This is a genomic window from Parvibaculum indicum (genome assembly GCF_011762095.1).
Taxonomy (GTDB): domain Bacteria; phylum Pseudomonadota; class Alphaproteobacteria; order Parvibaculales; family Parvibaculaceae; genus Parvibaculum; species Parvibaculum indicum.
Genome location: NZ_JAASQO010000001.1, coordinates 381,798 through 408,470, shown reverse-complemented (window position 1 = coordinate 408,470; position 26,673 = coordinate 381,798). Strand labels below are relative to the sequence as shown.

21 protein-coding genes and 4 tRNA genes are annotated in these 26,673 nt (G+C 61.7%); 22 read left to right on the top strand and 3 right to left on the bottom strand.

What is annotated here, in order from left to right:
• The first annotated feature begins 43 nt into the window (after positions 1 to 43).
• The 6 genes from FHS78_RS02070 (at position 44) to FHS78_RS02045 (ending at position 6,961) form a co-directional block, all read left to right on the top strand.
• Positions 44 to 820 carry a class II aldolase/adducin family protein gene (locus FHS78_RS02070; protein ID WP_167089760.1) on the top strand — a complete coding sequence of 259 codons (777 nt, stop codon included), beginning with the start codon at positions 44 to 46 and terminating at the stop codon, positions 818 to 820.
• 104 nt (positions 821 to 924) lie between these two features.
• Positions 925 to 3,267: a xanthine dehydrogenase family protein molybdopterin-binding subunit gene (locus tag FHS78_RS02065; RefSeq protein ID WP_167089758.1), complete on the top strand. Its 2,343-nt coding sequence runs from the start codon at positions 925 to 927 to the stop codon at positions 3,265 to 3,267.
• 104 nt (positions 3,268 to 3,371) lie between these two features.
• Positions 3,372 to 4,046 carry a TetR/AcrR family transcriptional regulator gene (locus tag FHS78_RS02060; protein ID WP_167089756.1) on the top strand — a complete coding sequence of 225 codons (675 nt, stop codon included), beginning with the start codon at positions 3,372 to 3,374 and terminating at the stop codon, positions 4,044 to 4,046.
• 43 nt (positions 4,047 to 4,089) lie between these two features.
• Positions 4,090 to 5,124 carry a hypothetical protein gene (locus FHS78_RS02055; RefSeq protein WP_167089754.1) on the top strand — a complete coding sequence of 345 codons (1,035 nt, stop codon included), beginning with the start codon at positions 4,090 to 4,092 and terminating at the stop codon, positions 5,122 to 5,124.
• Positions 5,125 to 5,158: 34 nt separating this feature from the next.
• On the top strand, positions 5,159 to 6,424 hold the full coding sequence (locus FHS78_RS02050) for an LLM class flavin-dependent oxidoreductase (protein WP_167089752.1): 1,266 nt from the start codon (positions 5,159 to 5,161) through the stop codon (positions 6,422 to 6,424).
• Positions 6,425 to 6,529: 105 nt separating this feature from the next.
• A complete protein-coding gene (locus FHS78_RS02045) occupies positions 6,530 to 6,961 on the top strand; it encodes a Rap1a/Tai family immunity protein (RefSeq protein ID WP_167089750.1) in 432 nt (143 codons plus the stop codon).
• Between the two features lie 515 nt (positions 6,962 to 7,476).
• On the opposite strand, the gene FHS78_RS02040 is transcribed toward FHS78_RS02045, so the two are convergent.
• The gene (locus FHS78_RS02040) at positions 7,477 to 7,629 is read right to left on the bottom strand and encodes a hypothetical protein (RefSeq protein WP_167089748.1); all 153 of its coding nucleotides are present in this window, start codon (positions 7,627 to 7,629) and stop codon (positions 7,477 to 7,479) included.
• A 195-nt stretch (positions 7,630 to 7,824) separates the two neighbouring features.
• On the opposite strand from FHS78_RS02040, the gene FHS78_RS02035 reads away from it, so the two are divergent.
• The gene (locus tag FHS78_RS02035) at positions 7,825 to 9,177 is read left to right on the top strand and encodes a glycosyltransferase family 4 protein (RefSeq protein ID WP_167089746.1); all 1,353 of its coding nucleotides are present in this window, start codon (positions 7,825 to 7,827) and stop codon (positions 9,175 to 9,177) included.
• Positions 9,178 to 9,195: 18 nt separating this feature from the next.
• On the opposite strand, the gene FHS78_RS02030 is transcribed toward FHS78_RS02035, so the two are convergent.
• Positions 9,196 to 9,271, bottom strand: a tRNA-Thr gene (locus FHS78_RS02030).
• Between the two features lie 78 nt (positions 9,272 to 9,349).
• Complete coding sequence (locus FHS78_RS02025) at positions 9,350 to 10,030, bottom strand: TrmH family RNA methyltransferase (RefSeq protein WP_425500279.1); 681 nt, start codon at positions 10,028 to 10,030, stop codon at positions 9,350 to 9,352.
• A gap of 464 nt (positions 10,031 to 10,494) precedes the next feature.
• On the opposite strand from FHS78_RS02025, the gene FHS78_RS02020 reads away from it, so the two are divergent.
• The 15 genes from FHS78_RS02020 to rpsG all read left to right on the top strand — a co-directional run bounded on the left by FHS78_RS02020 (position 10,495) and on the right by rpsG (position 26,653).
• A tRNA-Tyr gene (locus FHS78_RS02020) sits at positions 10,495 to 10,579 on the top strand.
• Positions 10,580 to 10,705: 126 nt separating this feature from the next.
• Positions 10,706 to 10,779: transfer RNA gene (locus tag FHS78_RS02015), tRNA-Gly, on the top strand.
• A gap of 111 nt (positions 10,780 to 10,890) precedes the next feature.
• Positions 10,891 to 12,081 carry an elongation factor Tu gene (gene tuf / locus FHS78_RS02010; RefSeq protein ID WP_167089719.1) on the top strand — a complete coding sequence of 397 codons (1,191 nt, stop codon included), beginning with the start codon at positions 10,891 to 10,893 and terminating at the stop codon, positions 12,079 to 12,081.
• A 97-nt stretch (positions 12,082 to 12,178) separates the two neighbouring features.
• Positions 12,179 to 12,254 (top strand) — tRNA-Trp (locus tag FHS78_RS02005).
• A 107-nt stretch (positions 12,255 to 12,361) separates the two neighbouring features.
• Positions 12,362 to 12,562, top strand: a complete 201-nt coding sequence (secE, locus tag FHS78_RS02000) for a preprotein translocase subunit SecE (protein WP_167089742.1) — start codon at positions 12,362 to 12,364, stop codon at positions 12,560 to 12,562.
• A gap of 14 nt (positions 12,563 to 12,576) precedes the next feature.
• The gene (gene nusG / locus FHS78_RS01995; RefSeq protein ID WP_167089740.1) at positions 12,577 to 13,107 is read left to right on the top strand and encodes a transcription termination/antitermination protein NusG; all 531 of its coding nucleotides are present in this window, start codon (positions 12,577 to 12,579) and stop codon (positions 13,105 to 13,107) included.
• Positions 13,108 to 13,218: 111 nt separating this feature from the next.
• A complete protein-coding gene (rplK, locus tag FHS78_RS01990) occupies positions 13,219 to 13,647 on the top strand; it encodes a 50S ribosomal protein L11 (protein ID WP_167089738.1) in 429 nt (142 codons plus the stop codon).
• Between the two features lie 4 nt (positions 13,648 to 13,651).
• A complete protein-coding gene (gene rplA, locus FHS78_RS01985) occupies positions 13,652 to 14,353 on the top strand; it encodes a 50S ribosomal protein L1 (protein WP_167089736.1) in 702 nt (233 codons plus the stop codon).
• A 391-nt stretch (positions 14,354 to 14,744) separates the two neighbouring features.
• The gene (gene rplJ / locus FHS78_RS01980) at positions 14,745 to 15,263 is read left to right on the top strand and encodes a 50S ribosomal protein L10 (RefSeq protein ID WP_167089734.1); all 519 of its coding nucleotides are present in this window, start codon (positions 14,745 to 14,747) and stop codon (positions 15,261 to 15,263) included.
• A gap of 49 nt (positions 15,264 to 15,312) precedes the next feature.
• Positions 15,313 to 15,690: a 50S ribosomal protein L7/L12 gene (rplL, locus tag FHS78_RS01975; RefSeq protein WP_167089732.1), complete on the top strand. Its 378-nt coding sequence runs from the start codon at positions 15,313 to 15,315 to the stop codon at positions 15,688 to 15,690.
• A gap of 197 nt (positions 15,691 to 15,887) precedes the next feature.
• Positions 15,888 to 19,976: a DNA-directed RNA polymerase subunit beta gene (gene rpoB, locus FHS78_RS01970; RefSeq protein ID WP_167089730.1), complete on the top strand. Its 4,089-nt coding sequence runs from the start codon at positions 15,888 to 15,890 to the stop codon at positions 19,974 to 19,976.
• A 168-nt stretch (positions 19,977 to 20,144) separates the two neighbouring features.
• A complete protein-coding gene (gene rpoC, locus FHS78_RS01965) occupies positions 20,145 to 24,341 on the top strand; it encodes a DNA-directed RNA polymerase subunit beta' (protein ID WP_167089728.1) in 4,197 nt (1,398 codons plus the stop codon).
• 79 nt (positions 24,342 to 24,420) lie between these two features.
• Positions 24,421 to 25,362, top strand: coding sequence for a DUF4344 domain-containing metallopeptidase (locus FHS78_RS01960; RefSeq protein ID WP_167089726.1), 942 nt, complete (start codon positions 24,421 to 24,423; stop codon positions 25,360 to 25,362).
• A gap of 436 nt (positions 25,363 to 25,798) precedes the next feature.
• A complete protein-coding gene (rpsL, locus tag FHS78_RS01955; RefSeq protein WP_167089964.1) occupies positions 25,799 to 26,170 on the top strand; it encodes a 30S ribosomal protein S12 in 372 nt (123 codons plus the stop codon).
• Between the two features lie 12 nt (positions 26,171 to 26,182).
• On the top strand, positions 26,183 to 26,653 hold the full coding sequence (gene rpsG, locus FHS78_RS01950; protein WP_167089724.1) for a 30S ribosomal protein S7: 471 nt from the start codon (positions 26,183 to 26,185) through the stop codon (positions 26,651 to 26,653).
• Positions 26,654 to 26,673: the final 20 nt, after the last annotated feature.

Sequence of the window (26,673 nt, the reverse complement as noted above, 5' to 3'; positions counted from 1 at the left end):
GGAAACGCTATCCCAGTACAATGCCATTCGTGGAGGTGCCCCCATGTCCGTCGCAGAAGATTTCAGCGGCCTGTCGATGCGCGAGCAGGTTTCCAGGGAGGAGTGGGAGGTCCGCGTCAACCTTGCGGCGACCTACCGCCTCGTTGCGCATTACGGCTGGAGCGACCTGATCTATACGCATATTTCGGCGCGCGTGCCGGGGCCGGAGCATCACTTCCTCATCAATCCCTATGGAATGACCTTCGACGAGATCACGGCATCGAGCCTTGTGAAGATCGATCTCGACGGCAACATCGTGCAGGAAACGGATTACATGGTGAACCCGGCGGGCTTCACCATTCACTCCGCGGTGCATTCCACCGGCAGCGATGCCAATTGCGTGATCCATACGCATTCCGATGACGGGGTTGCCGTGTCCGCGCAGGCCGACGGCCTTTTGCCGCTGAGCCAGACCGCGATGATCGTGCTCGGCGATCTCGCCTATCACGACTATGAAGGCATTGCGCTGGAACTCGACGAGCGCGAAAGGCTGATCCGCGATCTCGACGACAAGCATTGCATGATCTTGCGCAATCACGGCCTGCTGACGGTCGGCGCGAGCTGTGCGGATGCGTTTCTTCGGCTCTTCTTCCTCGAACGCGCCTGTTCCATCCAGGTGCGGGCGCTGTCCGGCGGGCGGGCCCTGACCATGCCGCACGACGGCGTGCCGGAGAAGACGGCGGATCAGGGACAGTTCCACAAGCGTCATGGCATCGGCAAGCTGGCCTGGCCGGCGCTTCTGCGCACGCTCGACAGGGTCGATCCGTCCTATCGCGACTGAACGGCGTTCGCCGTCCGGTCCATCCATATATTTTCCACTTGAGATGCGGTGCGGCGCCGCATCTTCTTTCCGTTCCAATGCGTCTTCGTTCGAGAGGGTTTCCCATGGTCAAGTTCGGTGTCGGGCAGTCGGTGCAGCGTGTCGAGGATGAGCGCCTCGTTACCGGGCATGGCCGCTATACGGGCGACATATCGCTGGAAGGGCAGGCCTACGCCTTTATGGTCCGTTCGCCCTACGCCCATGCGAAAATCGGCAATATCGACACGGAGGATGCGAAAGCCGCGCCCGGCGTACTCGCCATCTATACCGGCGAGGATGCGAAAGCGGCGGGGCTGGGGATCATCGGCAGCCCCGCGGCCGACATGATCAAGAACCGCGACGGTTCGGACATCTACAAGACGACGCGCCATCTCATTGCGCAGGACCGTGTGCGCTATGTGGGCGATACCGTGGCGGTTGTCGTCGCCGAGACGCCGGACCAGGCGCGCGACGCGGCCGAATTCATCATGGTCGATTATGACGATCTGCCGGCAGTTGCCGATACGGAAGGAGCGGCGGATCCGTCTTCGCCGGTCATCTGGGAAGAGAATGGCAGCAATATCGCCTATGACTGGGATCTGGGCGACGAAGCGGCGGTGAATGAAGGGTTCGACAAGGCGCATCATGTGACGAAGCTGCGTCTTATCAACAACCGGATCGTCGTCAATGCGATGGAGCCGCGCGCGGCGCTGGGCGAATACGATGCCTCGCGCGACCATTACACGCTTTATACCGGCTGCCAGGGCGTGCACGGGCTTCGCAATTTCATCGCCAGCTATTCGCTCGGTATCGACCCGACGCAGCTTCGCGTCGTCAGCGACGATGTGGGCGGCGGTTTCGGCATGAAGACCTTCAACTATGCGGAATATCCGCTGGTGCTGTTCGCCGCCAAGCAGCTCGGTCGTCCGGTGAAATGGGTGGCGGACCGTTCCGACAGCTTCATCACCGATACGCAGGGGCGCGACCATGTGACGGAAGCCGAGATCGCGCTCGATGCCGACGGCAAGATCCTCGGGCTGCGGGTGGAGACGATCGCCAATCTCGGCGCCTATCAGGGACAGTTCGGTCCGTTCATCCCCACATTGGCGCCGCGCGGTATGCATGTGGGCGTCTATATGGTGCCGGCGCTCTATAATCGCGTCCGCGCCGTCTATACGAACACGACGCCGGTCGATGCCTATCGCGGGGCGGGGCGGCCGGAGGCCTCCTATGTGATCGAACGCCTGATGGAAAAGGCTGCGAAGGAGTTCGGCGTGGCGCCCGCGGAGCTTCGCCGCCGCAATTTCGTACCCTCCGACATGATGCCGATCGACCAGAAGCCGGTGCTGCCCTTCGACTCCGGCGATTTCGACCGCAATCTGAGCGATGCGCTGGCGCATTCCGAGTATGACGGCTTCGAAGCGCGCCGCGCGCAGGCCGCAAGCGAGGGCAAGCTGCGCGGTATCGGCATCAGCTATTATGTCGAGCGCACGGCGGCGGGTATGTCCGATTATGCGCGTGTCGCCGTCGACCCGGAGGCGGGAACGGTTCATGTCTGGACGGGGCAGCAGACCAACGGGCAGGGGCACGAGACCGTCTGGACGCAGCTCATCTGCCAACGTCTCGGCCTCGATGCGGAGAAGGTGAAAATCCATCTCGGCGATTCCGACGTGCTGCCGGGCGGCGCGGGCACGGGCGGCTCCAAGGCCGTCTATATGGTCTCCGGCGCGATCTCCAGCGCATCCGACGATCTTATCGACAAGGGCCGGGAGATTGCAGCCAACGAGCTGGAAGCGGCCAAGGCTGATATCGAGTATCGCGGCGAATATGGCGAGCCGGTCTTCGCGGTGGCCGGCACGGACAAGTCCATCGACCTGTTCGATGTCGCACGCAAGGCGAGCACGCAGGCCGATCTTGGCGAACTCTCGGGCGATGGCGAGTACAGCCAGAAGGAAAATACCTTCCCGAACGGTGCGCATATCTGCGAGGTGGAGATCGACGCGGATACGGGCCGCTACCGCATCGTCAAATTCACGGCGGTCGACGATTTCGGCCAGATCCTGAACCCGCTCATCGTGGCGGGGCAGGTGCATGGCGGTATCGCGCAGGGGCTCGGTCAGGCCATGGGCGAACTCGCCAAGTATGACGAGAACGGGCAGCTCATGACCGGTTCCTTCATGGATTACTGGATGCCGCGCGCCGACGATATGCCGAGTTTCGACATCAGCTGGAACGAGATTCCCTCCCGTTCCAATGCGCTGGGCGTGAAGGGCGCGGGCGAGGCGGGCACGGTCGGTGCGCCGGCGGCCTTCATCAATGCGATCATCGATGCGCTGAAGCCCTATGGGGTGGAGGCGATCGACATGCCGGTGACCCCGCTCAAACTCTGGGAAATCATTCAGGCCGGCGGGGCGAAGGCGGCGGAGTAACCCCCGCGCCTACTGCTAACTTGTTGCAGTGCACATACAAAAATGTCAGCGAAACGGACTTGGCCTAATTGACAAAATGTCATTTTAGGCCAAGCCTGTTCCCCATGACGCATGAGGAAACGACATCAGGTGTCGGTGAAGACGTTGCCGAAGCGACGCAGGCCGACAAGGCAGACGAAGACAGCAAGCCTGTGACGGCCGCGGTTCGACGCAAGCAGGAGAGCCGCCGCAAATTGCTGGCGGCGGCGCGGAAGCTCTTTGTCGAGCGCGGCTATCACGAGACGCGGCCGCAGGATATTTCCAAGGCCGCCGGTGTCGGGCATGGCACGTTCTATCTTCATTTCGAGGACAAGCTGGATTGCTTTCTCGCTTTCACCGAGGAGGCGGCGGGGGAGCTGGAACTCTTTCTCGAAAAGCACTTGGCCGAGGCCCATTCGCTGGAAGAAGGCGTGCGGGAAATCCTGAAGGCGATCTTCGAATACTCGGAAGCCAATCCGGCGGTGCTGGGCGCGGCGCTCACCGATATCGCCGTGCTTTCCACGGGCGATATGGGGCGCAAGATGCCGGCGGATCGCTGGGCGGATAGCTGGGCCGGCGTGATCGACCGCTGGAAGGAAGCGGGCGAGGCCGCCGCCGACGTCGACAGCAAGTTTGCCGGCTATCTCATTCTCGGCGCGGTGAAGCAAGGCGGCGCCTACGCCTATCGAAACAAGATACCCTATGACCGCGTCATCGATCAGACGACCAAGGTCGTCGTGCGCGCACTGGAGGCGAGGTAGCGCTGCCGAAATAAAATGAATTGCCACAGGGAGGAACCGGAGGATGGCAAAGCTTACTTACAGCCGCGACGAATTGATGGCGTCGCATGAGGCGGCCAGGCCGCATGAAGCGGCGGGTTATCTGTTGCATGGCGGGATCGCGGCCGATGGCAGCTATCTCTCGCCGCGGACGCTCCATCGCTGGCCCGCGGTTCATGCCTGGCAGGAGCAACTGACGAAAAGCGGCTGGCCGCTTATCGATGCGAGCGTGCAGCTCCTGAAGCGCGGCAATTATCCGAGCATCGAGCAGCAGCGACTTCTCCTGAAAAACGGGTATGGGGAGAGCCTGTGGAACTCGCTCACCATTACCGGAATCATCGAGGCGCGGGGCCGTGCATTGTGCGACCTGCAGGCCCCCGACTTTCAGCAGATCATCGCAGACGATATTTCGCAGACCTGCGCCGGCCATCTGCACAAGGGGCTTCTCTACGCCCATGGCGCGGATGAGGGCGGCGATCCGGATCACCCGGAATATGGCGCGCATGACGCGATGTGGTTTGCCGCGCGCGACCTTCTTTTCGGGGCGGATGCCTATCCCATTCCGGAGGTGCCGGAAAGCATCGGGCGGCCGGATCAGGGGCGGCTCATGCCGCAGCTTCCGGAAGGGTTCGAGCAGCTCATCCTTCTGCTGATGAATGTGCTGATGATCGAGGTGCGGGCGGAGAGTTTCTTCAGCTTCTGTTGCGAGATCATGCGGGATCCGGAACTTTTCACCGATCGCCGCGCCGATGCGGAAATGGCGGCGGAGATGGTCGAGCGCATCCGTGTCGACGAGGCCATCCATGTCGGTTATCTGCAGACGACGATTTCGGAGATGCGCAGCTTCACCTTCAAGGCCGTCGATGGCGGCACGGTGAAGGGCAAGGATCTCATCGATCCGATCTGGGAGGGCATGGTGGAGTGGCATGCCGTGACCCAGGCCGATTTCTCCCGACAACAAACGCATGACGCGATCGGGGCGCGGCTGGAAGCGACGCCGGAAGGCCGCAAACTCTTCGCCGAATTCGAAGCGCTCGAGACGAAGGCGCGCGCGGCCTGAGCGGCGGGAAATCGAAACAGGGGAGGAGAGTCCGATGAAGTTCGGGATCTTTTACGAACATCAATTGCCGCGGCCCTGGGCGCAAGGCGACGAGCAGAAGCTCATTCAGGAAGCGCTCGATCAGGTGGAGCTCGCCGACAGGCTCGGCATCGATTATGCGTGGGAAGTGGAACACCATTTTCTGGAGGAGTATTCGCACTCCTCTGCGCCGGAAGTGTTTCTCGCGGCCTGTTCGCAACGTACAAAGAATATTCGTCTCGGGCACGGCATCGTGCTGATGCCGCCCAAATACAATCACCCGGCCCGCGTGGCGGAGCGGATCGGCATGCTCGATCTCGTCTCCAATGGTCGTGTGGAATGGGGCACGGGCGAAAGTTCCTCCATCATGGAACTGGGCGGTTTCGGCATCGAGCCGTCCGAGAAGCGCGATATGTGGCGCGAGGGCGTGGAGCAATGCGCCAACATGATGGCGATGGACCCTTATCCGGGCTTCGAGGGGAAGTATTTCTCCATGCCTTGCCGGAACGTGGTGCCGAAGCCGGTGCAACGGCCGCACCCGCCGATCTGGGTCGCCTGCTCCAACCGCGAGACAATCAAGCTCGCCGCGCGGCTAGGCATCGGGGCTCTCACTTTCGCTTTCGTCGATACCGAAGAGGCGAAAAAATGGGTCGACGACTATTACCGCATCTTCAAGGAAGAATGCGTGCCCATCGGCCATAATGTGAACCCGAACATTGCCATGGTGACGGGCTTTTCCGTGCATGAGGACGAGGAAGAGGCCAAGCGTCGCGGCATGGATGGGTTCCGCTTCTTCAGCTACGGGCTCGGCCATCATTACATCTTCGGCGAACACAAGCCGGGCCGGACGGACATCTGGGCGAATTTCGAAGCCGCGCGAGACAATATTCCCGAAGAGGGAGCCAATCGCGGCATCGGGACGCCGGATCAGGTGCGGGAGCATTTGAAAGGCTTCCGCGACGCGGGCGTCGATCAGGTGATCTTCATCCAGCAGGGCGGGAAGAACCGTCACCGGCATATTTGCGAGGCGATGGAACTTTTCGCCGAAAAGGTGATGCCTGAGTTCAAGGCGGAAGAAGAAGAGCGCGAACGCCGCAAGATGGAAGAACTTGCGCCCTATATCGAGGCGGCGATGAAGCGGAAGCAGGCGATGAAGCCGCTCGCCGACGACGAGATTCCGACCTATCTCGCGCTGGGGCGCCAGATCACCGAAAACGACGAGAAAGCCAGGGCGGCGCAGGCGGCCGGCGCCCGCACGGCATCGGTGCGAAGCGGAGATTGATCTGACGCAAATTGCCGAATGTTCATCTCATGGCACATTGAAACGCACGATGCGTCAGCCGACATTGAACAAGAAACGCGTCGATCATCCAAAGGAGGAGCCCAGATGAAATATCTCGTTGTCCCGGCCGTCGCCGCATTCCTGCTTGCGGTGGGCGCCAGCCTGTCGGCCCCGGCTCAGGCCGCGGCGTCGCGCGTGGAAGCCGGCGCGGAACTGGTGCAGTCCTGCAAGTCGTTTTTGAAAGGCGAGGCGAATGTCGATGACGTGGTGGGGTCGGCGTCCTGCAAGAGCTATGCAGTGGGGCTGGTCAGCGCCGTCAATAATGGGCGCGAGCCGGGTGCGCCTTTCGAAGTCCATCGCCTCGGTCCGAATGAAGACGAGACCGTCTGTTTCGAGCCGCCCCAATTGATCCGGTTCGACGAGTTCGCAAAGCTCGCCGTCGGTTATGCCGAAGAGCACCCCGACCTTCTGGACAAGCCGGCGCTTGAACTTTCCGCCCGTGCGCTGGCGTCGAAATATCCTTGCTCGACGGAGTAATCTCCGGGGGACGAACCCGTTTCGACGGTGGACAAAAGGCAGTTTGCGTCTATCGATAAAATTTGTTTCGAAGTAGAATGGAGGCGCCGCCGAGGCCGCCTCCATTTTTGTGAGAACGGGTAAAGCGATCAAAAAATCCGTGCCGGGAGCGGATGAGGGGAAAACCGGGAATGGGTCGAGATGAATGGCTGCCGTTGAAAAAGCATGGCTCTTATTCTCTTTCTCCGTTTCTTTTCTCCATTTTCGTGGATGTGCGCGACGCAGCGTCGGAAGACATTTCGGATACGCTTCGTTCTCTCGAAAGCCAGACCTTTCGTAACATTGAAGTCTTTCTGCTGGGGTCTCCGGAAGGGCGGGTCGATCCGTCATGCGAGATTCTTTGCCGGACGCTTCGCGGCTGCAGTCATGTGGCGGACAGCGATGCGGGGGCGAAGCGTCTTGCAGATTGGCGCGGAGATTATGCTTGCGCCGTGAAGGCGGGAAAACGGTTCGACGCGGCCTGTTTTGCGCGTCTGTCAGCTGCGCTCGAAGATGGAGACGGGACAGTCGGGCCGGTTGCCGTCGAGGCCGAGGGGGATGAAGGCTTTGTCGCGCTCGGACGCGGCGATCTGACGGTCGATGGCCTTTCCGGTCCGTGCCCGCTCGATGATTTTCTCTCCCGTTTCCAATCCGTGCGGCCCGCCGAACTGATTGTCCCTTCCCCCGAGGGCGGTGGGTTATGGAAGTCCCGTAGCGACGGGAAAGGGCGATATGGAACGCCGAGGCGATCTTTTCCGCTTGCGGGGACGATCAGCCGTTGGACGCGACCTCTGAAAAAGCGTCGGAGCAAATATTCCCCGGTCCCGGATGAGACAAGGAACTGGATGCTGCAATCCGGCCTTTTCGACAGCGAGTGGTATCTCCGGGTCTATTCGGATGTGCGGCAGGCGGGGGTCGATCCTCTTCATCACTATTTGTTTCAGGGATGGAAGGAAGGCCGCTTGCCTTCGGCATGGTTTGTGCCCGAGTTGACCGGCGCCTTCGGCTTTGGAGCAAATCTCGGTCAAAGCCCGCTGGAGATCATTTCGGAATTGCCGCGGAAAGAGCGGGACGGTCTGGCAGGGCGGATGAAGGAATTCCGTATACGCATGAATGGCGGGCCGCCATTTTACCCGGGGATTTGTCTAATCGGGCATTTGCAGTCGGTCATCGGGCTCGGCCAGGCTGCGCGAAATCTGAGCTATGCCGCAGATGCGGCGCGTATTCCGCTCTCGCTTTACGATGCCCGCCCAACATCGAAAACGGCCTATGACGGAGAGTTTCACACGAAGTGCGGGCTGGCGACCGATCGGCAGGCGAGCATTCATGTCTTCGATGCGGTCAACTTCTTTCGCTATATGGGCAAGATCAACCCGGGGCGAACGGATATTCTCTACCCTTTCTGGGAGCTGGGCAGCTTGCCGGAGGGCACAAGTCACTTGGTGAGTGCCTATGACGAGGTTTGGGCGCCGTCCAATTTCGTCGCCGATGCGTTTGCCAAATCTTGCGACGCGCCCGTCTTCGTCCTGCCACAGCCCGTGCGTATCCCCCTGCTACAGCCGCATGAGGAGGCCGGACTGTTCAGGTTCCTAGCCTATATGGACTTCGATTCCTTTGCCTCCCGGAAAAACCCGGAAGGCCCCGTCAGGGCGTTCACCAGTGCCTTTGCCGGCGGGCGACAGGATGTCCGCCTCAGCGTGAAAGTCAGGGGAGGTAACGATGACGGACGCCGCCGATGGCTCCTCGAGGCGGCCCGTCAGGACCCGCGGATCGAGGTGATCGACAGGACGCTGACGCGCGAGGAAATGGATCGTCTCGTGATGTCATGCGATGCGTTTATTTCGCTGCATCGTTCGGAGGGGTTCGGCTTCGGGCCGGCAGAGGCGATGGCGGCGGGCAAGCCTGTGGTCTCTACCGATTTTTCCTCGACCACGGATTTCGTCGATGAAGAAACCGGCTATCCGGTTGCATATCGGCTCGTCCCGCTGGAGCCGGACAGTTATGTCGACTGGAAGGGGCAGGTTTGGGCGGAGCCCGATATCGAGGATGCGGGGCGTGCCTTGCGGGAAATCGTGGACGATCCGGAAGCCGCCCGGCTGAAGGGAATGCGGGGGCGGCAGACGATGATCGAGCGATATTCGCCCGAAGCGGTGGGGCAGCAGATGCGGCGGATGCTTATTGACAGGGGCCTACTCTGAAAGGCTTTCAGGGCGGGCTGGTGCCGGCTGCAGGATTCGAACCCGCGACCCCCTGATTACAAATCAGGTGCTCTACCAACTGAGCTAAGCCGGCAATCTGCGCGCAAGATAGTGGCGGGCGTCGGGCCGGGCAAGGCGGGAATCGAGGCCCGTTTCGCGCATTTCATGGAAGTTACAGGGTGCGGCGGAAAAGTTCGTAGAGGGCGACGGCGGCGGCGTTGGAGACGTTGAGGCTGCGCATGTCGCCGGAGGCGGGAAGTTTCGCCAGCAGGTCGCAATGTTCCCGTGTGAGGCGTCTGAGGCCGGCGCCCTCCGCGCCCAGCACGAGGCCGACCCGCTCGCCGAGGTCGAGGGCGGGGAGGGTGGCGTCGGCATCGCCGTCGAGGCCGATCAGCTCGAAACCGAGATCCTGCAATTCTTCCATCGCCCGGGCGAGATTGGGAACCCGGGCGATTTTCACCTTCTCGAGCGCGCCGGAGGCGGCCTTGGCGAGGACGCCGCCCAGAGGCGGGGAATGGCGGGCCGTCGTCACGAGGGCTGTGGCGCCGAAAACGGCTGCAGAGCGCAGGATGGCCCCGAAATTATGCGGATCGGTCACCTGGTCGAGGATCACGACACTGCGCGCCTCTTCGCTGGCCTCCGGCAGGTCGTAATCGGGCAGAGGGCTTGCCTGCAGGGTTATTCCCTGATGAACGGCCCCGGGCGGCAGAAGGAAGGCGATCTCCTCGCCGGAGGCCGGTTCGGGCGTCAGCGGCAGGGCGGCGCGCCCCTGGCGGTGAAGTTCGGCGCTGGCGTTTTTTGTCAGAAGGAGGCGTTTGGGGCTGCGGGCCGGGTTTTCCAGCGCCGCCAGCACGGCGTGGAAGCCGTATAGCCAGTTTTCATCCGGGGACGCCCCCTGAGAGCCGCCCCTTTGACGCCTTTTGGGAGGAGCGGACCGATCGGGACGGGGCGCGCGGGGAGAAGAATCGGCCTCGCTGGCCCTTCGGGAGGACGAATCGGGCCGATTTTGCTTCCGGGATTGCTTGCGCCTGCTCATAGGCGCGCTTATATTGCGCCACTCAGGCTCTTGCAATCGCCTCTGCATCAGTGCCTTCGGTTGGCTGAAAAGCTGGACAGAAGACGCTGCGGAGGCGTTTCAGCATTTGCCAAGCGGGATAACTCAACGGTCACGCCAGCTTTTCTGCGGGATTTCTGTTGACACAAGCCCGGCAAAGCTCAATAAAGCCGCCCGGGCGCAAGCTGGCGGTGCTCGAAAGAAACGCGCGAACTCATTGGGATTTCAAGAGATTTAGCATCGGACATATCTCGTCGGAGAACGGAGGGGTGCCCGAGTGGCTAAAGGGGGCGGACTGTAAATCCGCTGGCTATGCCTACGTTGGTTCGAATCCAACCCCCTCCACCACCGACGGATATATAGATGTGGCGTGGCTCGCGCGCCGGCTCTGAGGGTAGAGCGCCGTGACCGGCAGCCCCCGAAGCGCCTCATGCGGGACAGGAGCGGCCTCGATCAAGGGGCATCAGGATTCGGGCGGGTGTAGCTCAATGGTAGAGCAGAAGCCTTCCAAGCTTACGACGAGGGTTCGATTCCCTTCACCCGCTCCAGAGTGTTTCGACGCCGGTTGTCGTGGCGGCGAAGGAAAAGTGGAAGAGTTCGACGCGCCGGGTCTTCCGGCGGCTATGGACTGATCGATCAACTGAAGGTGACGTGAGCCGATGGCTAAAGAGAAATTTGAGCGCAGCAAGCCGCACTGCAATATCGGAACGGTTGGTCATGTTGACCACGGCAAGACGACGCTGACGGCGGCGATTACGAAGGTTCTGGCCGAGACGGGCGGGGCGACGTTTTCGGCGTATGACGCGATCGACAAGGCGCCTGAAGAGAAGGCGCGCGGGATCACGATTTCGACGTCGCATGTTGAGTACGAGACGGAGAACCGTCACTACGCGCATGTGGACTGCCCCGGCCATGCGGACTATGTGAAGAACATGATCACGGGCGCGGCGCAGATGGACGGCGCGATCCTGGTGGTTTCGGCGGCGGACGGCCCGATGCCGCAGACGCGCGAGCATATCCTTCTTGCGCGCCAGGTCGGCGTGCCGGCGCTTGTGGTGTTCATGAACAAGGTGGACCAGGTCGACGACGAGGAGCTTCTCGAGCTCGTCGAAATGGAAATCCGCGAGCTTCTCTCGGCTTACGAGTTCCCGGGCGACGAAATCCCGATCATCAAGGGCTCCGCGCTTGTGGCGCTTGAGGGCGGCGATCCGAAGATCGGCGCGGAAGCGATCCTGGAGCTGATGCGGGCGGTGGACGAGTACATCCCGCAGCCGGAGCGTCCGGTTGACCAGCCGTTCCTGATGCCGATCGAGGACGTGTTCTCGATCTCGGGCCGCGGCACGGTTGTGACGGGCCGCGTTGAGCGCGGTATCGTGAAGGTCGGCGACGAGCTTGAGATCGTGGGCATCAAGGACACGCAGAAGACGACCTGCACGGGCGTCGAGATGTTCCGCAAGCTTCTGGACCAGGGCGAGGCGGGCGACAATGTGGGCGTTCTGCTTCGCGGTACGAAGCGCGAGGACGTTGAGCGCGGCCAGGTTCTTTGCCAGCCGGGCTCGATCACGCCGCATACGCGCTTCGAGGCTGAAGCCTACATCCTGACGAAGGACGAAGGCGGTCGTCATACGCCGTTCTTCACGAACTATCGTCCGCAGTTCTACTTCCGGACGACGGATGTGACGGGTGTTGTGACGCTTCCGGAAGGGACCGAGATGGTCATGCCGGGCGACAATGTGAAGATGGTGGTGCAGCTGATCGCGCCGATCGCGATGGAAGAGAAGCTGCGCTTCGCCATCCGCGAAGGCGGCCGTACCGTCGGCGCCGGCGTCGTCTCCAAGATCATCGAGTGATCCTGGAACCGGCCCTTCGCGGGGAACCGCGGAGGGCTTTGGCGTCTCGTAAGGTTCTGGACCGGATTTAAAGGTTCAGGTGCTGCAGGGCGCGCCTAGGAGTGTAGCTCAACTGGTAGAGCACCGGTCTCCAAAACCGGGGGTTGGGGGTTCGAGCCCCTCCACTCCTGCCAGCGCCGGCAGTCGGGTGGCGGGGTCAGGAAAACCCGGTCGGACCCGGCAGAAGGACAGGATGGCCGGCGCAGTCCGGTCAGGCGCGCAATAGAGGATTTAGGCAGGAATGGCGAAGACCAATCCGCTCCAATTTTTGCAGCAGGTTCGTTCGGAGGTCATGAAAGTGACCTGGCCGACGCGCCGGGAAACCGTGATCACGACCGTCATGGTGTTCATTATGGTGGCGTTTGCGACGGTTTTCTTCTTTCTAGCCGATCAGGTGCTGAGCATGGGCGTATCTTTCGTGCTCGGGCTTGGCGGCAGTTGAGGCAATAGGGGCCCATGGCCAAACGCTGGTACATCGTTCACGCCTACTCGAACTTCGAGAAGAAGGTGGCCGAGGCGCTCCGCGAGCAGGCGGAGCAGCACGGGCTTGCCGACGAGTTCGAGGAGATTCTCGTGCCGACCGAAGAGGTCGTCGAGATGCGGCGCGGGCGAAAGATAAATGCGGAACGCAAATTCTTTCCCGGCTATGTGCTGGTGAAGATGGAGCTGACGGACCAGACCTATCATCTGGTCAAGGAAACGCCGAAGGTGACGGGTTTCCTGGGCGCGGACAACAAGCCGATGCCCATCAGCCAGGCGGAAGTCGATCGCATCCTGCATCAGGTGCAGGAAGGCGTGGAGCGTCCCAAGCCGTCGATCACGTTCGAGATCGGCGAGCAGGTGCGCGTCGCGGATGGACCTTTCGCCTCGTTCAACGGTTTCGTCGAGGAAGTCGACGAGGAAAAGGCGCGGCTCAAGGTTGCCGTGTCGATTTTCGGGCGCGCCACGCCGGTGGAGCTCGAATATTCGCAGGTCGAGAAGCTCTAGGGCTTTTCCGCCTGTTGTCGTGTGTGGGAGGCGAGGGCCGGTATGCAATAGCCGGCCCGGACCGATGAACCACTAACCCACAGATCCGGCAGGTGCCGGAAGGGGATAGAGATGGCTAAGAAAATCGAAGGCTACATCAAGTTGCAGGTGCCGGCCGGACAGGCGAATCCTTCGCCGCCGATCGGTCCCGCGCTCGGTCAGCGTGGTCTGAACATCATGGAATTCTGCAAGGCGTTCAACGCGGAATCCCAGCAGATGGAGCAGGGCATGCCGATTCCGGTGATCATCACCGCTTATTCGGACCGCTCTTTCACGTTCGAGATGAAGACCCCGCCCGCCTCCTTCTTCCTGAAGAAGGCAGCGAAGATCAAGTCCGGTTCCAAGACGCCGGGCCGCGACAGCGCAGGCACCGTCACGATGGCGCAGTGCCGCGAAATCGCAGAACAGAAGATGAAGGATCTCAACGCCAACGATCTCGATCAGGCGACGAAGATCATTGCCGGTTCCGCCCGTTCCATGGGCCTTCAGGTGACGGAGTAAGGCCATGGCGAAAGCAGGAAAACGCATCGAGAACGCCCGTGAGGGCATCGACCGCAAGGCGACCTATTCGCTCGACGAAGCTGTGAAGCTCGTCAAGTCGAAGGCCGGCGCGAAATTCGACGAGACGGTGGAAGTGGCCATCGCGCTCGGCGTCGATCCCCGCCATGCCGACCAGATGGTCCGCGGTGTGGTGACGCTGCCGAACGGTTCCGGCCGTTCCGTTCGTGTGGCGGTTTTCGCCAAGGGCGACAAGGCGGAGGCGGCCAAGGCCGCGGGTGCCGATGTCGTCGGCGCGGAAGATCTCGCCGAGGAAGTTCAGGGCGGCAAGATCGACTTCGATCGCTGCATTGCGACGCCGGACATGATGCCGCTGGTCGGCCGTCTGGGTAAGGTGCTGGGTCCGCGCGGCCTGATGCCGAACCCGAAGGTCGGTACGGTAACGCCGGATGTCGAGGAAGCCGTGAAGGCCGCCAAGGGCGGCGCCGTGGAATTCCGCGTCGAGAAGGCCGGTATCGTGCATGCCGGCGTCGGCAAGGCGAGCTTCACCGAAGACCAGATCGCTGGAAATATCCGCGCCCTGGTCGATGCCGTGAACAAGGCCAAGCCGACAGGCGCCAAGGGCACGTATATCAAGCGCATCGCGATCAGCTCGACCATGGGCCCCGGGGTCAAGGTCGACACGGCGACGGCGCTGCAGCCGGCCTGAGGCCGGTAACGAGTTTCCGTCCGCAGGGCTCTCGGAGTCCGCGGACGGTTGAAACGGACGGGACGCAGGCACTCTGGCTTTACCTGATGGTGAACCGGGGTGGCTGCGCCATCGTCCGTTTACCTGTCCGAGACTGCAGGTGCCCGATCCCCTTTCGGGATGACGGCTAAGCGCCAGTTAAGAGGCGGCCGGCACAGACGGGAGCTGAAACGGTTTTGAAGGTCGGCATGGTCCGGTCTTCGGGATCGGTTGGAGCCCGGGACAGGCAAGTGAGCGCCGTGTGATGCGGAGGTGCGGCTTGGCTGCCGAACCGAAGCGACGCACGGCATTTGCCAAAGACGGGTAACCGTCCCCAAGCGCACAGGGGTTGTGCGCGAAGGAGAGAGCTTAAGTGGATAGAGCGGAAAAATCCGAGCTCGTAACGCAGCTCAATGGCGTGTTCAGCACGACCGGCGTGGTTGTCGTTGCCCACTACACCGGCCTCACCGTGACGGAGATCACAGACCTCCGTTCACGCATGGGTGAGGTGGGGGCCTCGTTCAAGGTAACGAAGAACAGGCTCGCCAAGCTCGCTCTTGATGGCACCCCGATGGCAGGGATCTCCGATCTCTTCACGGGGCCGACGGCCATTGCCTATTCGGACGATCCGGTCGCAGCACCCAAGATTGCGGCCAAGTTCGCCAAGGAAAACCAGAAGCTGGTGATCCTGGGCGGCGCGATGGGCGAGACCGTACTGGACGCGGACGGCGTGAAGCAGCTTGCTGACATGCCGTCGCTGGATGAGCTGCGCGCCAAGATCGTGGGCATGATCAACACGCCCGCCACGCGTATTGCCGGTGTCGTTCAGGCGCCTGCCGGCCAGCTCGCACGCGTGCTGAATGCCTATGCCACCAAGGACGAAGCGGCCTGAGGCCGATCCGGTGAAATCGAAACCAACCGAATCCAAGAGAGATTGAAAAATGGCTGATCTGGAAAAGATTGTTGAAGACCTGTCGAACCTGACCGTCCTGGAAGCCGCCGAGCTTTCCAAGATGCTCGAAGAGAAGTGGGGCGTCTCCGCCGCTGCGCCGGTTGCCGTCGCAGCTGCCGGTGGTGCCGCCGCGGGTGGCGAAGCCGCTGCCGAACAGAGCGAGTTCGACGTGATCCTGGCCGACGCGGGCGACAAGAAGATCAACGTGATCAAGGAAGTCCGTGCGATCACCGGCCTTGGCCTCAAGGAAGCCAAGGACATGGTGGAAGGCGCTCCGAAGCCCATCAAGGAAGGTGTGGAAAAGGAAGAAGCCGAAAAGCTCAAGGCGCAGCTCGAAGGCGCCGGCGCCAAGGTCGAACTCAAGTAAGACCTTACGACTACGCGGTCCGGGACGGAGCTTCGGCTTCCGTCCCGGCCGATCCCTCAGCGGCCGCCCCTTGAAACGGGATATTGGCGCGAGGACTACCGGAGATACCGGGAGAGAAGGGCATGAGACCGGGCGGCCCTTCTTCCGGACAAAACGCCCGGCCGCCGTTCTTAGACAGAGCGTTGCGAGGAGCACATATGACGCAGTCCTTCACGGGTCGCAAGCGAGTTCGCAAGACATTCGGCCGCATCCCCCAAGTGGCCGCCATGCCGAACCTCATCGAGGTTCAGAAGTATTCCTATGACCAGTTCCTGCAGGTAGAGGAGCTGGAAGGTGGCCGCGAAGAGCAGGGCCTTCAGGCTGTTTTCAAGTCGGTCTTCCCGATCAGCGATTTTTCGGAAACGGCGACCCTCGAATTCGTGCGCTATGAATTCGAGCAGCCCAAATACGATGTCGAGGAATGCCAGCAGCGCGGCATGACCTTCGCCGCGCCGCTGAAGGTGACGCTGCGCCTCATCGTGTTCGAAGTCGATGAAGATACGGGTGCGAAATCGGTCAAGGACATCAAGGAACAGGATGTCTATATGGGCGACATGCCGTTCATGACCGAGAACGGCACTTTCGTGGTCAACGGCACGGAGCGCGTCATCGTCTCGCAGATGCATCGCAGCCCCGGCGTGTTCTTCGACCATGACAAGGGCAAGACGCATTCGAGCGGTAAGCTCCTCTTCGCTGCGCGCGTCATTCCCTATCGCGGTTCGTGGCTCGACTTCGAGTTCGACGCGAAGGACATCGTTTATGTGCGCATCGACCGCCGCCGCAAACTGCCGGTGACGACGCTGCTTTATGCGCTCGGTCTCGATTCGGAAGAAATCCTGTCGACCTTCTATAACACCGTGCCCTTCACCAAGAGCAAGGATGGCTGGCGTGTGCCGTTCGATGCGGAACGCTGGCGCGGTGCGAAGCCGGAGCGCGACCTCATCGACGCCAAGACCGGCAAGGCCGTGGTCGAGGCCGGCAAGAAGGTGACGCCGCGCCTGGCGCGCAAGCTCGCCGAAGAAGGCCTTCAGGAGCTTCTCCTGCAGGATGAGGATCTGTTCGGCCGCTTCCTCGGCGAGGAAATCGTCAACACGGAAACCGGCGAGATCTACGCCGAAGCCGGCGACGAAATCACGCCGGAGCTCCTCGAGCAGCTTCTCGAGGGCGGCTACAAGGAAATCAGCACGCTCGACATCGACAATGTGTCGACGGGGCCGTTCATCCGCAACACGCTGGCGCTCGACAAGTGCACCAATCGCGATCAGGCGCTGATCGACATCTATCGCGTGATGCGTCCGGGCGAGCCGCCGACGCCGGAAACGGCCGAAGCGCTGTTCGGCAGCCTGTTCTTCGATTCCGAGCGCTACGACCTTTCCGCTGTCGGCCGCGTGAAGATGAACATGCGCCTGAACCTCGATGCCGAGGACACGGTGCGCGTGCTGCGCAAGGAAGACATTCTGGCGGTCATCAAGACGCTGGTCGGCCTGCGCGACGGCAGGGGCGAGATCGACGACATCGACAATCTCGGCAACCGCCGCGTGCGTTCGGTCGGCGAACTGATGGAAAACCAGTATCGCGTCGGCCTGCTGCGCATGGAACGTGCGATCAAGGAGCGTATGTCGTCCGTCGATATCGACACCGTCATGCCGCATGACCTGATCAATGCGAAGCCCGCCGCGGCCGCCGTGCGCGAGTTCTTCGGTTCCTCGCAGCTTTCGCAGTTCATGGATCAGACGAACCCGCTTTCGGAAATCACGCATAAGCGCCGTCTTTCGGCGCTTGGCCCGGGCGGTCTTACGCGCGAGCGGGCGGGCTTCGAGGTGCGCGACGTGCATCCGACGCATTACGGCCGTATCTGCCCGATCGAGACGCCGGAAGGTCCGAATATCGGTCTCATCAACTCGCTGGCGACTTTCGCGCGCGTGAACAAATACGGCTTCATCGAAAGCCCGTATCGCCGCGTGAAGGAAGGCACGATGACCGATGAGGTCGTCTATCTCTCCGCCATGGAAGAGAGCCGCTACCGCGTCGCGCAGGCGAATATCGAAGTCAGCGACAAGGGCGAGATCCAGGGCGAACTGGTGAACTGCCGCGTCGACGGCGATTTCGAGATGGTGCCGCCGGAACAGGTCGACCTCGTCGACGTGTCGCCGAAGCAGATCGTGTCGGTGGCCGCGGCGCTCATTCCGTTCCTGGAAAACGACGACGCCAACCGCGCTCTCATGGGCTCGAACATGCAGCGTCAGGCTGTGCCGCTCATTCGTGCCGAGGCGCCGCTTGTCGGCACCGGCATGGAAGAGGTCGTGGCGCGTGACAGTGGTGCTGCAATCAGCGCCCGCCGCGCCGGCATCATCGACCAGGTGGATGCGGAGCGTATCGTCATCCGTGCGACCGAAGAGGTCGACTCCTCCAAGTCGGGCGTCGACATCTACAATCTGCGCAAGTTCCAGAGGTCGAACCAGAACACCTGCATCAACCAGCGTCCGCTGGTGCGTGTGGGCGATCAGGTGGCCAAGGGCGATATCATTGCCGACGGTCCGTCCACGGAGCTTGGCGATCTGGCCCTCGGCCGGAACGTGCTCGTCGCGTTCATGCCGTGGAACGGCTACAACTTCGAGGACTCCATCCTCATCTCCGAGCGCATCGTGCGCGACGACGTCTTCACTTCGATCCATATCGAGGAATTCGAAGTGATGGCGCGCGACACGAAGCTGGGCCCGGAGGAAATCACCCGCGACATTCCGAATGTGGGTGAAGAGGCGCTGAAGAACCTCGACGAGGCGGGTATCGTCTATATCGGCGCGGAAGTGCATCCGGGCGATATTCTGGTCGGCAAGATCACGCCGAAGGGCGAGAGCCCGATGACGCCGGAAGAAAAACTTCTGCGTGCCATCTTCGGCGAAAAGGCGTCCGACGTTCGCGACACGTCGCTGCGTCTGCCGCCCGGCGTTGCCGGTACGGTCGTCGAGGTCCGTGTGTTCAACCGCCACGGCATCGACAAGGACGAGCGCGCCATGGCGATCGAGCGCGAAGAGATCGAACGCCTTGCCAAGGACCGCGACGACGAATTCGCGATCCTGGACCGCAACGTCTATGCGCGTCTGGCCGATATTCTCGTCGGCAAGCAGGCGGCGAGCGGACCAAACGGCATCGAGGAAGGCGCCAAGATCACCCAGCAGATGCTGGACGATCTTTCCCGCGGCCAGTGGTGGCAGATCGCCCTTGGCAACGAGAAGGCGCAGGCCGAACTCGAAGCGCTGAAGAAGCAGTATGACGACGGCAAGGAGCGTCTCGAAGCCCGTTTCGCCGACAAGGTGGACAAGCTGCAGCGCGGCGACGAGCTGCCGCCGGGCGTCATGAAGATGGTGAAGGTGTTCGTCGCGGTGAAGCGCAAGCTGCAGCCCGGCGACAAGATGGCCGGCCGTCACGGCAACAAGGGCGTGATTTCCAAGATCGTGCCCATGGAAGACATGCCGTATCTGGAAGACGGGACGCCGGTCGACATCGTGCTGAACCCGCTCGGCGTGCCGAGCCGCATGAATGTCGGTCAGATCCTGGAAACCCATCTGGGCTGGGCCTGTGCGGGCCTTGGTCGGAAGATCGACACGGCGCTTCAGACCTATCAGCGTGAAGGCAAGCTCGACGAGCTCAAGTCGACCGTCAACACGATCTATGGTGACGACGCGACCGTGGCTTCGCTCGACGACGATCAGCTGATCGAAATGGCGGGCAACCTGACCAATGGCGTGCCGATGGCGACGCCGGTCTTCGATGGCGCTCACGAGGAAGACATCTGTGAGATGCTGGAGAAGGCGGGCATCGACCGCTCCGGTCAGGAACAGCTTCACGACGGACGCACGGGCGAACCGTTCGACCGCCGGGTGACGGTTGGCTACATCTACATGCTGAAGCTTCATCACCTTGTGGACGACAAGATCCATGCCCGTTCCATCGGCCCGTACAGCCTGGTGACCCAGCAGCCGCTGGGCGGCAAGGCCCAGTTCGGCGGCCAGCGCTTCGGCGAAATGGAAGTGTGGGCGCTCGAGGCTTACGGAGCGGCCTATACGCTGCAGGAAATGCTGACTGTGAAGTCGGACGACGTGGCGGGCCGTACCAAGGTCTATGAGGCCATCGTGCGCGGCGACGACACGTTCGAAGCCGGTATTCCGGAGAGCTTCAACGTGCTCGTGAAGGAAATGCGTTCGCTCGGCCTCAATGTGGAGCTTGCCGCCTCTCAGGCAAGCTGACGATCAGGACGAAAGGCGGTGCGCCCATGACGGGCGCGCCGCCGTCTTCCCGCGAAACGCGCGGAAGGGAATTATGGGTATCGAAATACGGGGTAGGCGGAAGGAAGGCCCCACCATCCGCGAAAATCACCCCCGTTGGCCTGGCGGCCAAAGCTCAGGAGACGTCTCATGAACCAAGAGGTCATGAACATTTTCAATCCGACGGCGCCCACGCAGACCTTCGACCAGTTGAAGATCTCTATCGCGAGCCCGGAACGGATCCTGTCCTGGTCTTACGGCGAGATCAAAAAGCCCGAGACAATCAACTACCGTACGTTCAAGCCGGAACGCGACGGCCTCTTCTGCGCGCGCATCTTCGGTCCGATCAAGGACTATGAGTGCCTGTGCGGCAAGTACAAGAGGATGAAGTACAAGGGCATCATCTGCGAAAAGTGCGGCGTGGAAGTGACGCTCTCGAAGGTTCGCCGCGAGCGGATGGGCCATATCGAGCTTGCCGCTCCCGTGGCGCATATCTGGTTCCTGAAGTCGCTGCCGAGCCGCATCGGCCTGCTTCTCGACATGACGCTGAAGGATCTGGAACGGGTTCTCTATTTCGAGAACTACATCGTTCTGGAGCCGGGCCTCACGCCGCTCAAGGAGCGTCAGCTCCTGACGGAAGAGGAGTATATCGACGCCCAGGAGCAGTATGGCGAAGACAGCTTCACGGCGGGTATCGGCGCTGAAGCGATCCGCGAAATCCTGATCGGTCTCGACCTTGAAAAGACCGCGGCCGATCTGCGCGTGGAAATTGCCGAGGCGACCACCGAGCTGAAGCCGAAGAAGCTCGCCAAGCGTCTGAAGATCATCGAGGCCTTCCTCGAATCCGGCAATCGTCCCGAGTGGATGATCATGACGGTCGTTCCGGTCATTCCGCCGGAGCTTCGTCCGCTGGTGCCGCTGGATGGCGGCCGCTTCGCGACGTCGGATCTCAACGACCTCTATCGTCGCGTCATCAACCGCAACAATCGTCTGAAGCGGCTGATGGAGCTGCGCGCGCCGGATATCATCATCCGTAACGAAAAGCGCATGCTTCAGGAATCCGTCGATGCGCTGTTCGATAATGGTCGGCGCGGCCGCGTCATCACGGGCGCCAACAAGCGTCCGCTGAAGTCTCTCGCCGACATGCTGAAGGGCAAGCAGGGCCGTTTCCGCCAGAACCTGCTCGGCAAGCGTGTGGACTATTCCGGCCGTTCGGTGATCGTGGTGGGTCCGGAGCTGAAGCTCCATCAGTGCGGCCTGCCCAAGAAGATGGCGCTCGAGCTGTTCAAGCCCTTCATCTATTCGCGTCTGGAGGCCAAGGGTCTTTCGGCGACGGTGAAGCAGGCCAAGAAGCTTGTGGAGAAGGAGCGCCCGGAGGTCTGGGATATCCTCGAAGAGGTGATCCGCGAACATCCGGTGCTGCTCAACCGTGCGCCGACGCTTCATCGCCTCGGTATCCAGGCGTTCGAGCCGACCCTCATCGAAGGCAAGGCGATCCAGCTTCATCCGCTGGTCTGCGCGGCCTTCAACGCCGACTTCGACGGCGACCAGATGGCCGTTCACGTGCCGCTGTCGCTCGAAGCCCAGCTTGAAGCCCGTGTGTTGATGATGTCGACGAACAACATCCTGCATCCGGCGAACGGTCAGCCGATCATCGTGCCGTCTCAGGATATCGTTCTCGGCCTCTATTACGTGACGCAGCAGAAAGAGAACGAACCGGGCGAGGGCATGGTCTTCGGTTCCCTGTCGGAAATCGAGTATGCGCTGGAGAACAAGGCCGTCACGTTGCACGCCAAGGTGAAGGCGCGCCGCCAGACGAAGAACGAGGATGGCGAGCTCGTCTGGGAAGTCGTGGACACGACCCCGGGCCGCATGATGGTGGGCGAACGTCTGCCCAAGCATCCCAACGTGCCGTTCGATCTCGTGAACCGTCTGCTCACGAAGAAGGACATCTCCAACATGATCGATGTGGTCTATCGCCACACCGGCCAGAAGGAGACGGTCATCTTCTGCGACCAGATCATGGCGCTCGGTTTCCGTCAGGCTTTCAAGGCCGGTATTTCCTTCGGCAAGGACGACATGGTCATCCCTGACGAGAAGGAAGCGCTGGTCGAGGAGACCAAGAAGCTCGCGACCGAATACGAGCAGCAATATATCGACGGCCTCATCACGCAGGGCGAAAAGTACAACAAGGTGGTCGATGCCTGGGCCAAGTGCACCGACCGCGTCGCCGATGTGATGATGCAGAAGATCTCCGCCGTTCAGATCGACGAGGAGACCAAGCGCGAGAAGCCCATCAACTCGATCTACATGATGGCTCACTCCGGCGCGCGCGGTTCGCCCGCCCAGATGAAGCAGCTTGCCGGCATGCGTGGCCTGATGGCCAAGCCGTCTGGCGAAATCATCGAGACGCCGATCATCTCGAACTTCAAGGAAGGCCTCACCGTTCTCGAGTACTTCAACTCGACCCATGGTGCGCGTAAGGGCCTTGCCGATACCGCGCTCAAGACGGCGAACTCGGGTTACCTGACCCGCCGTCTGGTGGACGTGGCGCAGGACTCGATCATTACCGAGGAGGATTGCGGTACGGATGCGGGCATCACGGTTCAGGCCGTGATCGAGTCCGGCGACGTGATCGTTTCGCTGGGCGCGCGCGTCCTTGGCCGTACCACGGCCGACGAAGTGACGAACCCGGCAACGGGCGAAGTGATCGTTCCGAAGAACCACCTCATCGAAGAAGCCGATGTGGACCGGATCGAGGAAGCGAATATCCAGTCTATCCGCATTCGTTCGGTTCTGACCTGCGAAACCCGCGGTGGCGTTTGCGGCGCCTGTTACGGCCGCGACCTTGCGCGCGGTACGCCGGTCAATATGGGCGAGGCGGTCGGTGTGATCGCAGCCCAGTCGATCGGCGAGCCGGGCACCCAGCTCACCATGCGTACCTTCCATATCGGTGGTACGGCGCAGGTGGCCGACAACTCCTATGTGGAGTCCAATCATGAAGGTACGGTACGCATTGCGAACCGGAACATCGTGACGGATTCCACCGGTCAGCTCGTGGTGATGGGCCGCAACGTGCAGGTGCAGGTGATCGACGAACACGGGACGGAACGCGCCTCGCACAAGCTCGTCTATGGTTCGCGCCTGCGCGTGGACGATGGCGACAAGGTCGAGCGCGGTCAACGCATCGCGGAGTGGGATCCCTATACCATGCCGCTGCTGACCGAAGTCGACGGCACGGTGGAGTTCGAGGACCTCATCGAAGGCGTTTCGATCCGCGAAGTGGCGGACGAGGCGACGGGTATTTCGAGCCGCGTCGTGGTCGATTGGCGTGCCGCGCCGAAGGGCAATGAACTTCGTCCGGCCATGGTCATTCGCGATGAGAATGGCGAGATCCGTACGCTGGCCAACGGCAATGAAGCCCGTTACCTGCTTTCGGTGGATGCCATTTTGTCGGTCGAAAACGGTTCCAAGATCCATGCCGGCGACGTGCTGGCGCGTATCCCGACCGAAGGCGCCAAGACGCGCGACATCACGGGTGGTCTGCCGCGCGTGGCGGAGCTCTTCGAGGCGCGCCGTCCGAAAGATCACGCGATCATTTCGGAGGTCACGGGCCGCGTCGAGTTCGGCAAGGACTACAAGAACAAGCGCCGCATCATCGTGCATCCGTCCGACGAGAGCATGGAGCCTGTCGAGTATCTGATCCCGAAGGGCAAGCATATTGCCATTCAGGAAGGCGACATCATCGAGAAGGGCGAGTTCATTCTGGACGGCCATCCGGCCCCCCACGACATCCTGGCGATTTCGGGTGTCGAGGAGCTGGCGGCCTATCTGGTGAACGAGATCCAGGACGTCTACCGCCTGCAGGGCGTGGGCATCAACGACAAACACATCGAAGTGATTGTTCGCAACATGCTCCAGAAGGTGGAAGTCACCGATCCGGGCGAGTCCAGCACGCTGTCAGGCGAGCAGATGGACCGTATCGAGTTCGATCAGATGAACGAGCGTCTCGAGGCGGAAGGGAAGCGGCCCGCGGTGGCGAGCCCGGTGCTGCTCGGCATCACCAAGGCCAGCCTGCAGACGCGTTCCTTCATCTCGGCCGCCTCCTTCCAGGAGACGACCCGGGTGCTCACCGAAGCCGCAGTCGCCGGCAAGGCGGACGAGCTGATGGGCCTGAAGGAAAACGTCATCGTGGGCCGTCTCATTCCGGCGGGCACGGGCGGTATGCTGCAGCGCCTGCGGGGTGAGGCCGGCAAGCGCGACGCCGAACTTCTCGAAGCCCAGGGCGGCGATGAAGTGGTGGCCAGCGAGATCTCTCCTGAGCCGACCGGCGAAGAAGTGATCTGAGGCCGTCTCCGACGATCCGGGAAACGGGCCGCGCGGGACTACCGCGCGGCCCTTTTTCTTTCACGAGGATATTTCAGGCATGTTCGGGCAAGTCATCCGATCGCTTCTGGCATTTTGCCTGGCTCTGCCATTGGCCGCCGTTCCGGCGTCGGCGCGACCGCTCGATAAGGATGAACTGGACATTTTGCGGACCGAATATGTCCTTGCGAATGCGGAGTTCACCCTGCTGCATGAGTTCGGTCATGCGGCCTTCGATGTTTTCGACGTGCCGCTCTTCAGCCGGGAGGAGGAAGCCGCCGATACGTTGGCGACCGTGCTCATGGTCCTCAATTACGACGTGCAGAGCCGGCCGAGCGGCGTCGACCGGCTACTGATGGTTTCGGCCGAGTGGCATCAGGAGTGGGAAGCCAGGGGACGGGCGACGGAGCTGAAGCCCTATTGGGACGAACACCCGCTCTCCATCGTGCGTTTCTACAACATCAACTGCCTCGCCATGGGGGCTAATCAGGATTTGCTCTCCCTCTCGCTCGATACGAAGCTCCTGCCTGTGGAGCGAGGCTGGTTCTGCGACCGGGAGTTTGCCCGGGCCAAGCGCGCGGTGGAGTGGCTGTACAGTCAGCACAGGCGTGCGCCGGAGGTGGCGAAGAGGCGGGGCGCGCGACTGCCGATGCTCTCGATGCAATACGACAAGCCGGTTGGCCCGGATAACCGGCATGTTTATGAGATCCTGAGGCGGAGCCGACTTTTCGACCGTATCGCAGACCGGCTGGACGGGCTGATGGACTGGCCGGTTCCCGTCAAGGTGTCCGTCACGAATTGCGGCGGGAGCCCCGATGCTTTCTACAAATCGCAGGTCCGTACCATCTTCATTTGTCTGGACCTCCTGGCCGATTTCGGCCGACTTGCCGACCGGCGGGCGGCGGAGGGATTCGCCGAGCTGTGTGCGAATCCGGTCATTTTCCGCGTCATGGGCCGCCGGCTGGGGTGCGATTCTGACTCGGGAGCCAACGATTCCCCCTGAAAACACCCGTCCGGCGCCCGCCGGATACAGGTTTGAGAGTGATTTTTCAGCTCCCGAGCGGACGCGGGAGCGATATTTTCCGGATTTTGCCCTCGATGCTCTCCGGACGGCAGAAATCTGGGCATTTCGTTAAGGTTGGGGTTGACGGGGGCAGGGGCCGGAAGTAACTTCCGCGCACTTTCGCTTCAGGTAGTAGAGCACTGGGCCCGAAGGCAGCCGAAACAGGCGCCGTCTCAAGGCCGATCTAGACACTGAGGCCGGTAAACCGAATACGAGGAATGGCGCATGATCCCGGGTTCCGGGGTCCTCTGCATTCTGGGACATGAGGGCCGAAAACGGCCTCGTGTTCCGCAGCGCGCTCAGCCCATTTCGATACGAAAAGGGGCTGTGCGACGTTTTTGTTTTGGACAATCAAGGTCGACAGGCGAAAAGACGAATGCCCACAGTCAACCAGCTAATCCGCAATCCGCGCAAGCCGCAGGTGAAGCGGAACAAAGTACCGGCGATGCAGGCTTGCCCGCAGAAGCGAGGCGTGTGCACGCGCGTTTATACGACGACCCCGAAGAAGCCGAACTCGGCCCTTCGTAAGGTCGCGCGTATTCGCCTGACCAACGGTTACGAAGTGACCGGCTATATCCCGGGCGAGGGCCACAATCTCCAGGAACACTCCGTGGTGATGATCCGTGGCGGCCGCGTGAAGGACTTGCCGGGCGTTCGCTACCACATCATCCGTGGCGTGCTCGATACGCAGGGTGTCAAGGATCGCCGCCAGCGCCGTTCGAAATATGGCGCGAAGCGTCCGAAGTAAGAGGATCTAGAGATGTCTCGTCGCCATCGCGCAGAAAAGCGGGAAGTCATCCCGGACGCCAAATTCGGTGATTTGGTTCTCGCCAAATTCATGAACAGCCTGATGTATGACGGCAAGAAGTCCGTTACCGAACGCATCATCTACGGGGCGTTCGACAAGATGCAGGACAAGGCCGGCGTCGATCCGCTTCGTACTTTCCATGAAGCGCTCGAAAACGTGATGCCCGCAATCGAAGTGCGCTCCCGCCGTGTGGGCGGTGCGACCTATCAGGTCCCGGTCGAGGTTCGTCCGGAGCGCCGCCGTGCGCTGGCGATCCGCTGGATCATCGCCGCGGCCCGGGCGCGCAACGAAACGACCATGGTCGACCGCCTGTCGGGCGAATTGCTCGATGCGGCCAACAATCGCGGTGCCGCGGTGAAGAAGCGTGAAGACACGCACCGCATGGCGGAAGCCAACCGCGCTTTCTCGCATTATCGCTGGTAATCAAAGGGCCCTGACGGGAT

Coding starts and splice junctions, on each gene's coding strand:
- FHS78_RS02070 (WP_167089760.1), top strand. CDS start 44: ATGTCCGTCGCAGAAGATTTCAGCGGCCTGTCGATGCGCGAGCAGGTT.
- FHS78_RS02065 (WP_167089758.1), top strand. CDS start 925: ATGGTCAAGTTCGGTGTCGGGCAGTCGGTGCAGCGTGTCGAGGATGAG.
- FHS78_RS02060 (WP_167089756.1), top strand. CDS start 3,372: ATGACGCATGAGGAAACGACATCAGGTGTCGGTGAAGACGTTGCCGAA.
- FHS78_RS02055 (WP_167089754.1), top strand. CDS start 4,090: ATGGCAAAGCTTACTTACAGCCGCGACGAATTGATGGCGTCGCATGAG.
- FHS78_RS02050 (WP_167089752.1), top strand. CDS start 5,159: ATGAAGTTCGGGATCTTTTACGAACATCAATTGCCGCGGCCCTGGGCG.
- FHS78_RS02045 (WP_167089750.1), top strand. CDS start 6,530: ATGAAATATCTCGTTGTCCCGGCCGTCGCCGCATTCCTGCTTGCGGTG.
- FHS78_RS02035 (WP_167089746.1), top strand. CDS start 7,825: ATGCTGCAATCCGGCCTTTTCGACAGCGAGTGGTATCTCCGGGTCTAT.
- tuf (WP_167089719.1), top strand. CDS start 10,891: ATGGCTAAAGAGAAATTTGAGCGCAGCAAGCCGCACTGCAATATCGGA.
- secE (WP_167089742.1), top strand. CDS start 12,362: ATGGCGAAGACCAATCCGCTCCAATTTTTGCAGCAGGTTCGTTCGGAG.
- nusG (WP_167089740.1), top strand. CDS start 12,577: ATGGCCAAACGCTGGTACATCGTTCACGCCTACTCGAACTTCGAGAAG.
- rplK (WP_167089738.1), top strand. CDS start 13,219: ATGGCTAAGAAAATCGAAGGCTACATCAAGTTGCAGGTGCCGGCCGGA.
- rplA (WP_167089736.1), top strand. CDS start 13,652: ATGGCGAAAGCAGGAAAACGCATCGAGAACGCCCGTGAGGGCATCGAC.
- rplL (WP_167089732.1), top strand. CDS start 15,313: ATGGCTGATCTGGAAAAGATTGTTGAAGACCTGTCGAACCTGACCGTC.
- rpoB (WP_167089730.1), top strand. CDS start 15,888: ATGACGCAGTCCTTCACGGGTCGCAAGCGAGTTCGCAAGACATTCGGC.
- rpoC (WP_167089728.1), top strand. CDS start 20,145: ATGAACCAAGAGGTCATGAACATTTTCAATCCGACGGCGCCCACGCAG.
- FHS78_RS01960 (WP_167089726.1), top strand. CDS start 24,421: ATGTTCGGGCAAGTCATCCGATCGCTTCTGGCATTTTGCCTGGCTCTG.
- rpsL (WP_167089964.1), top strand. CDS start 25,799: ATGCCCACAGTCAACCAGCTAATCCGCAATCCGCGCAAGCCGCAGGTG.
- rpsG (WP_167089724.1), top strand. CDS start 26,183: ATGTCTCGTCGCCATCGCGCAGAAAAGCGGGAAGTCATCCCGGACGCC.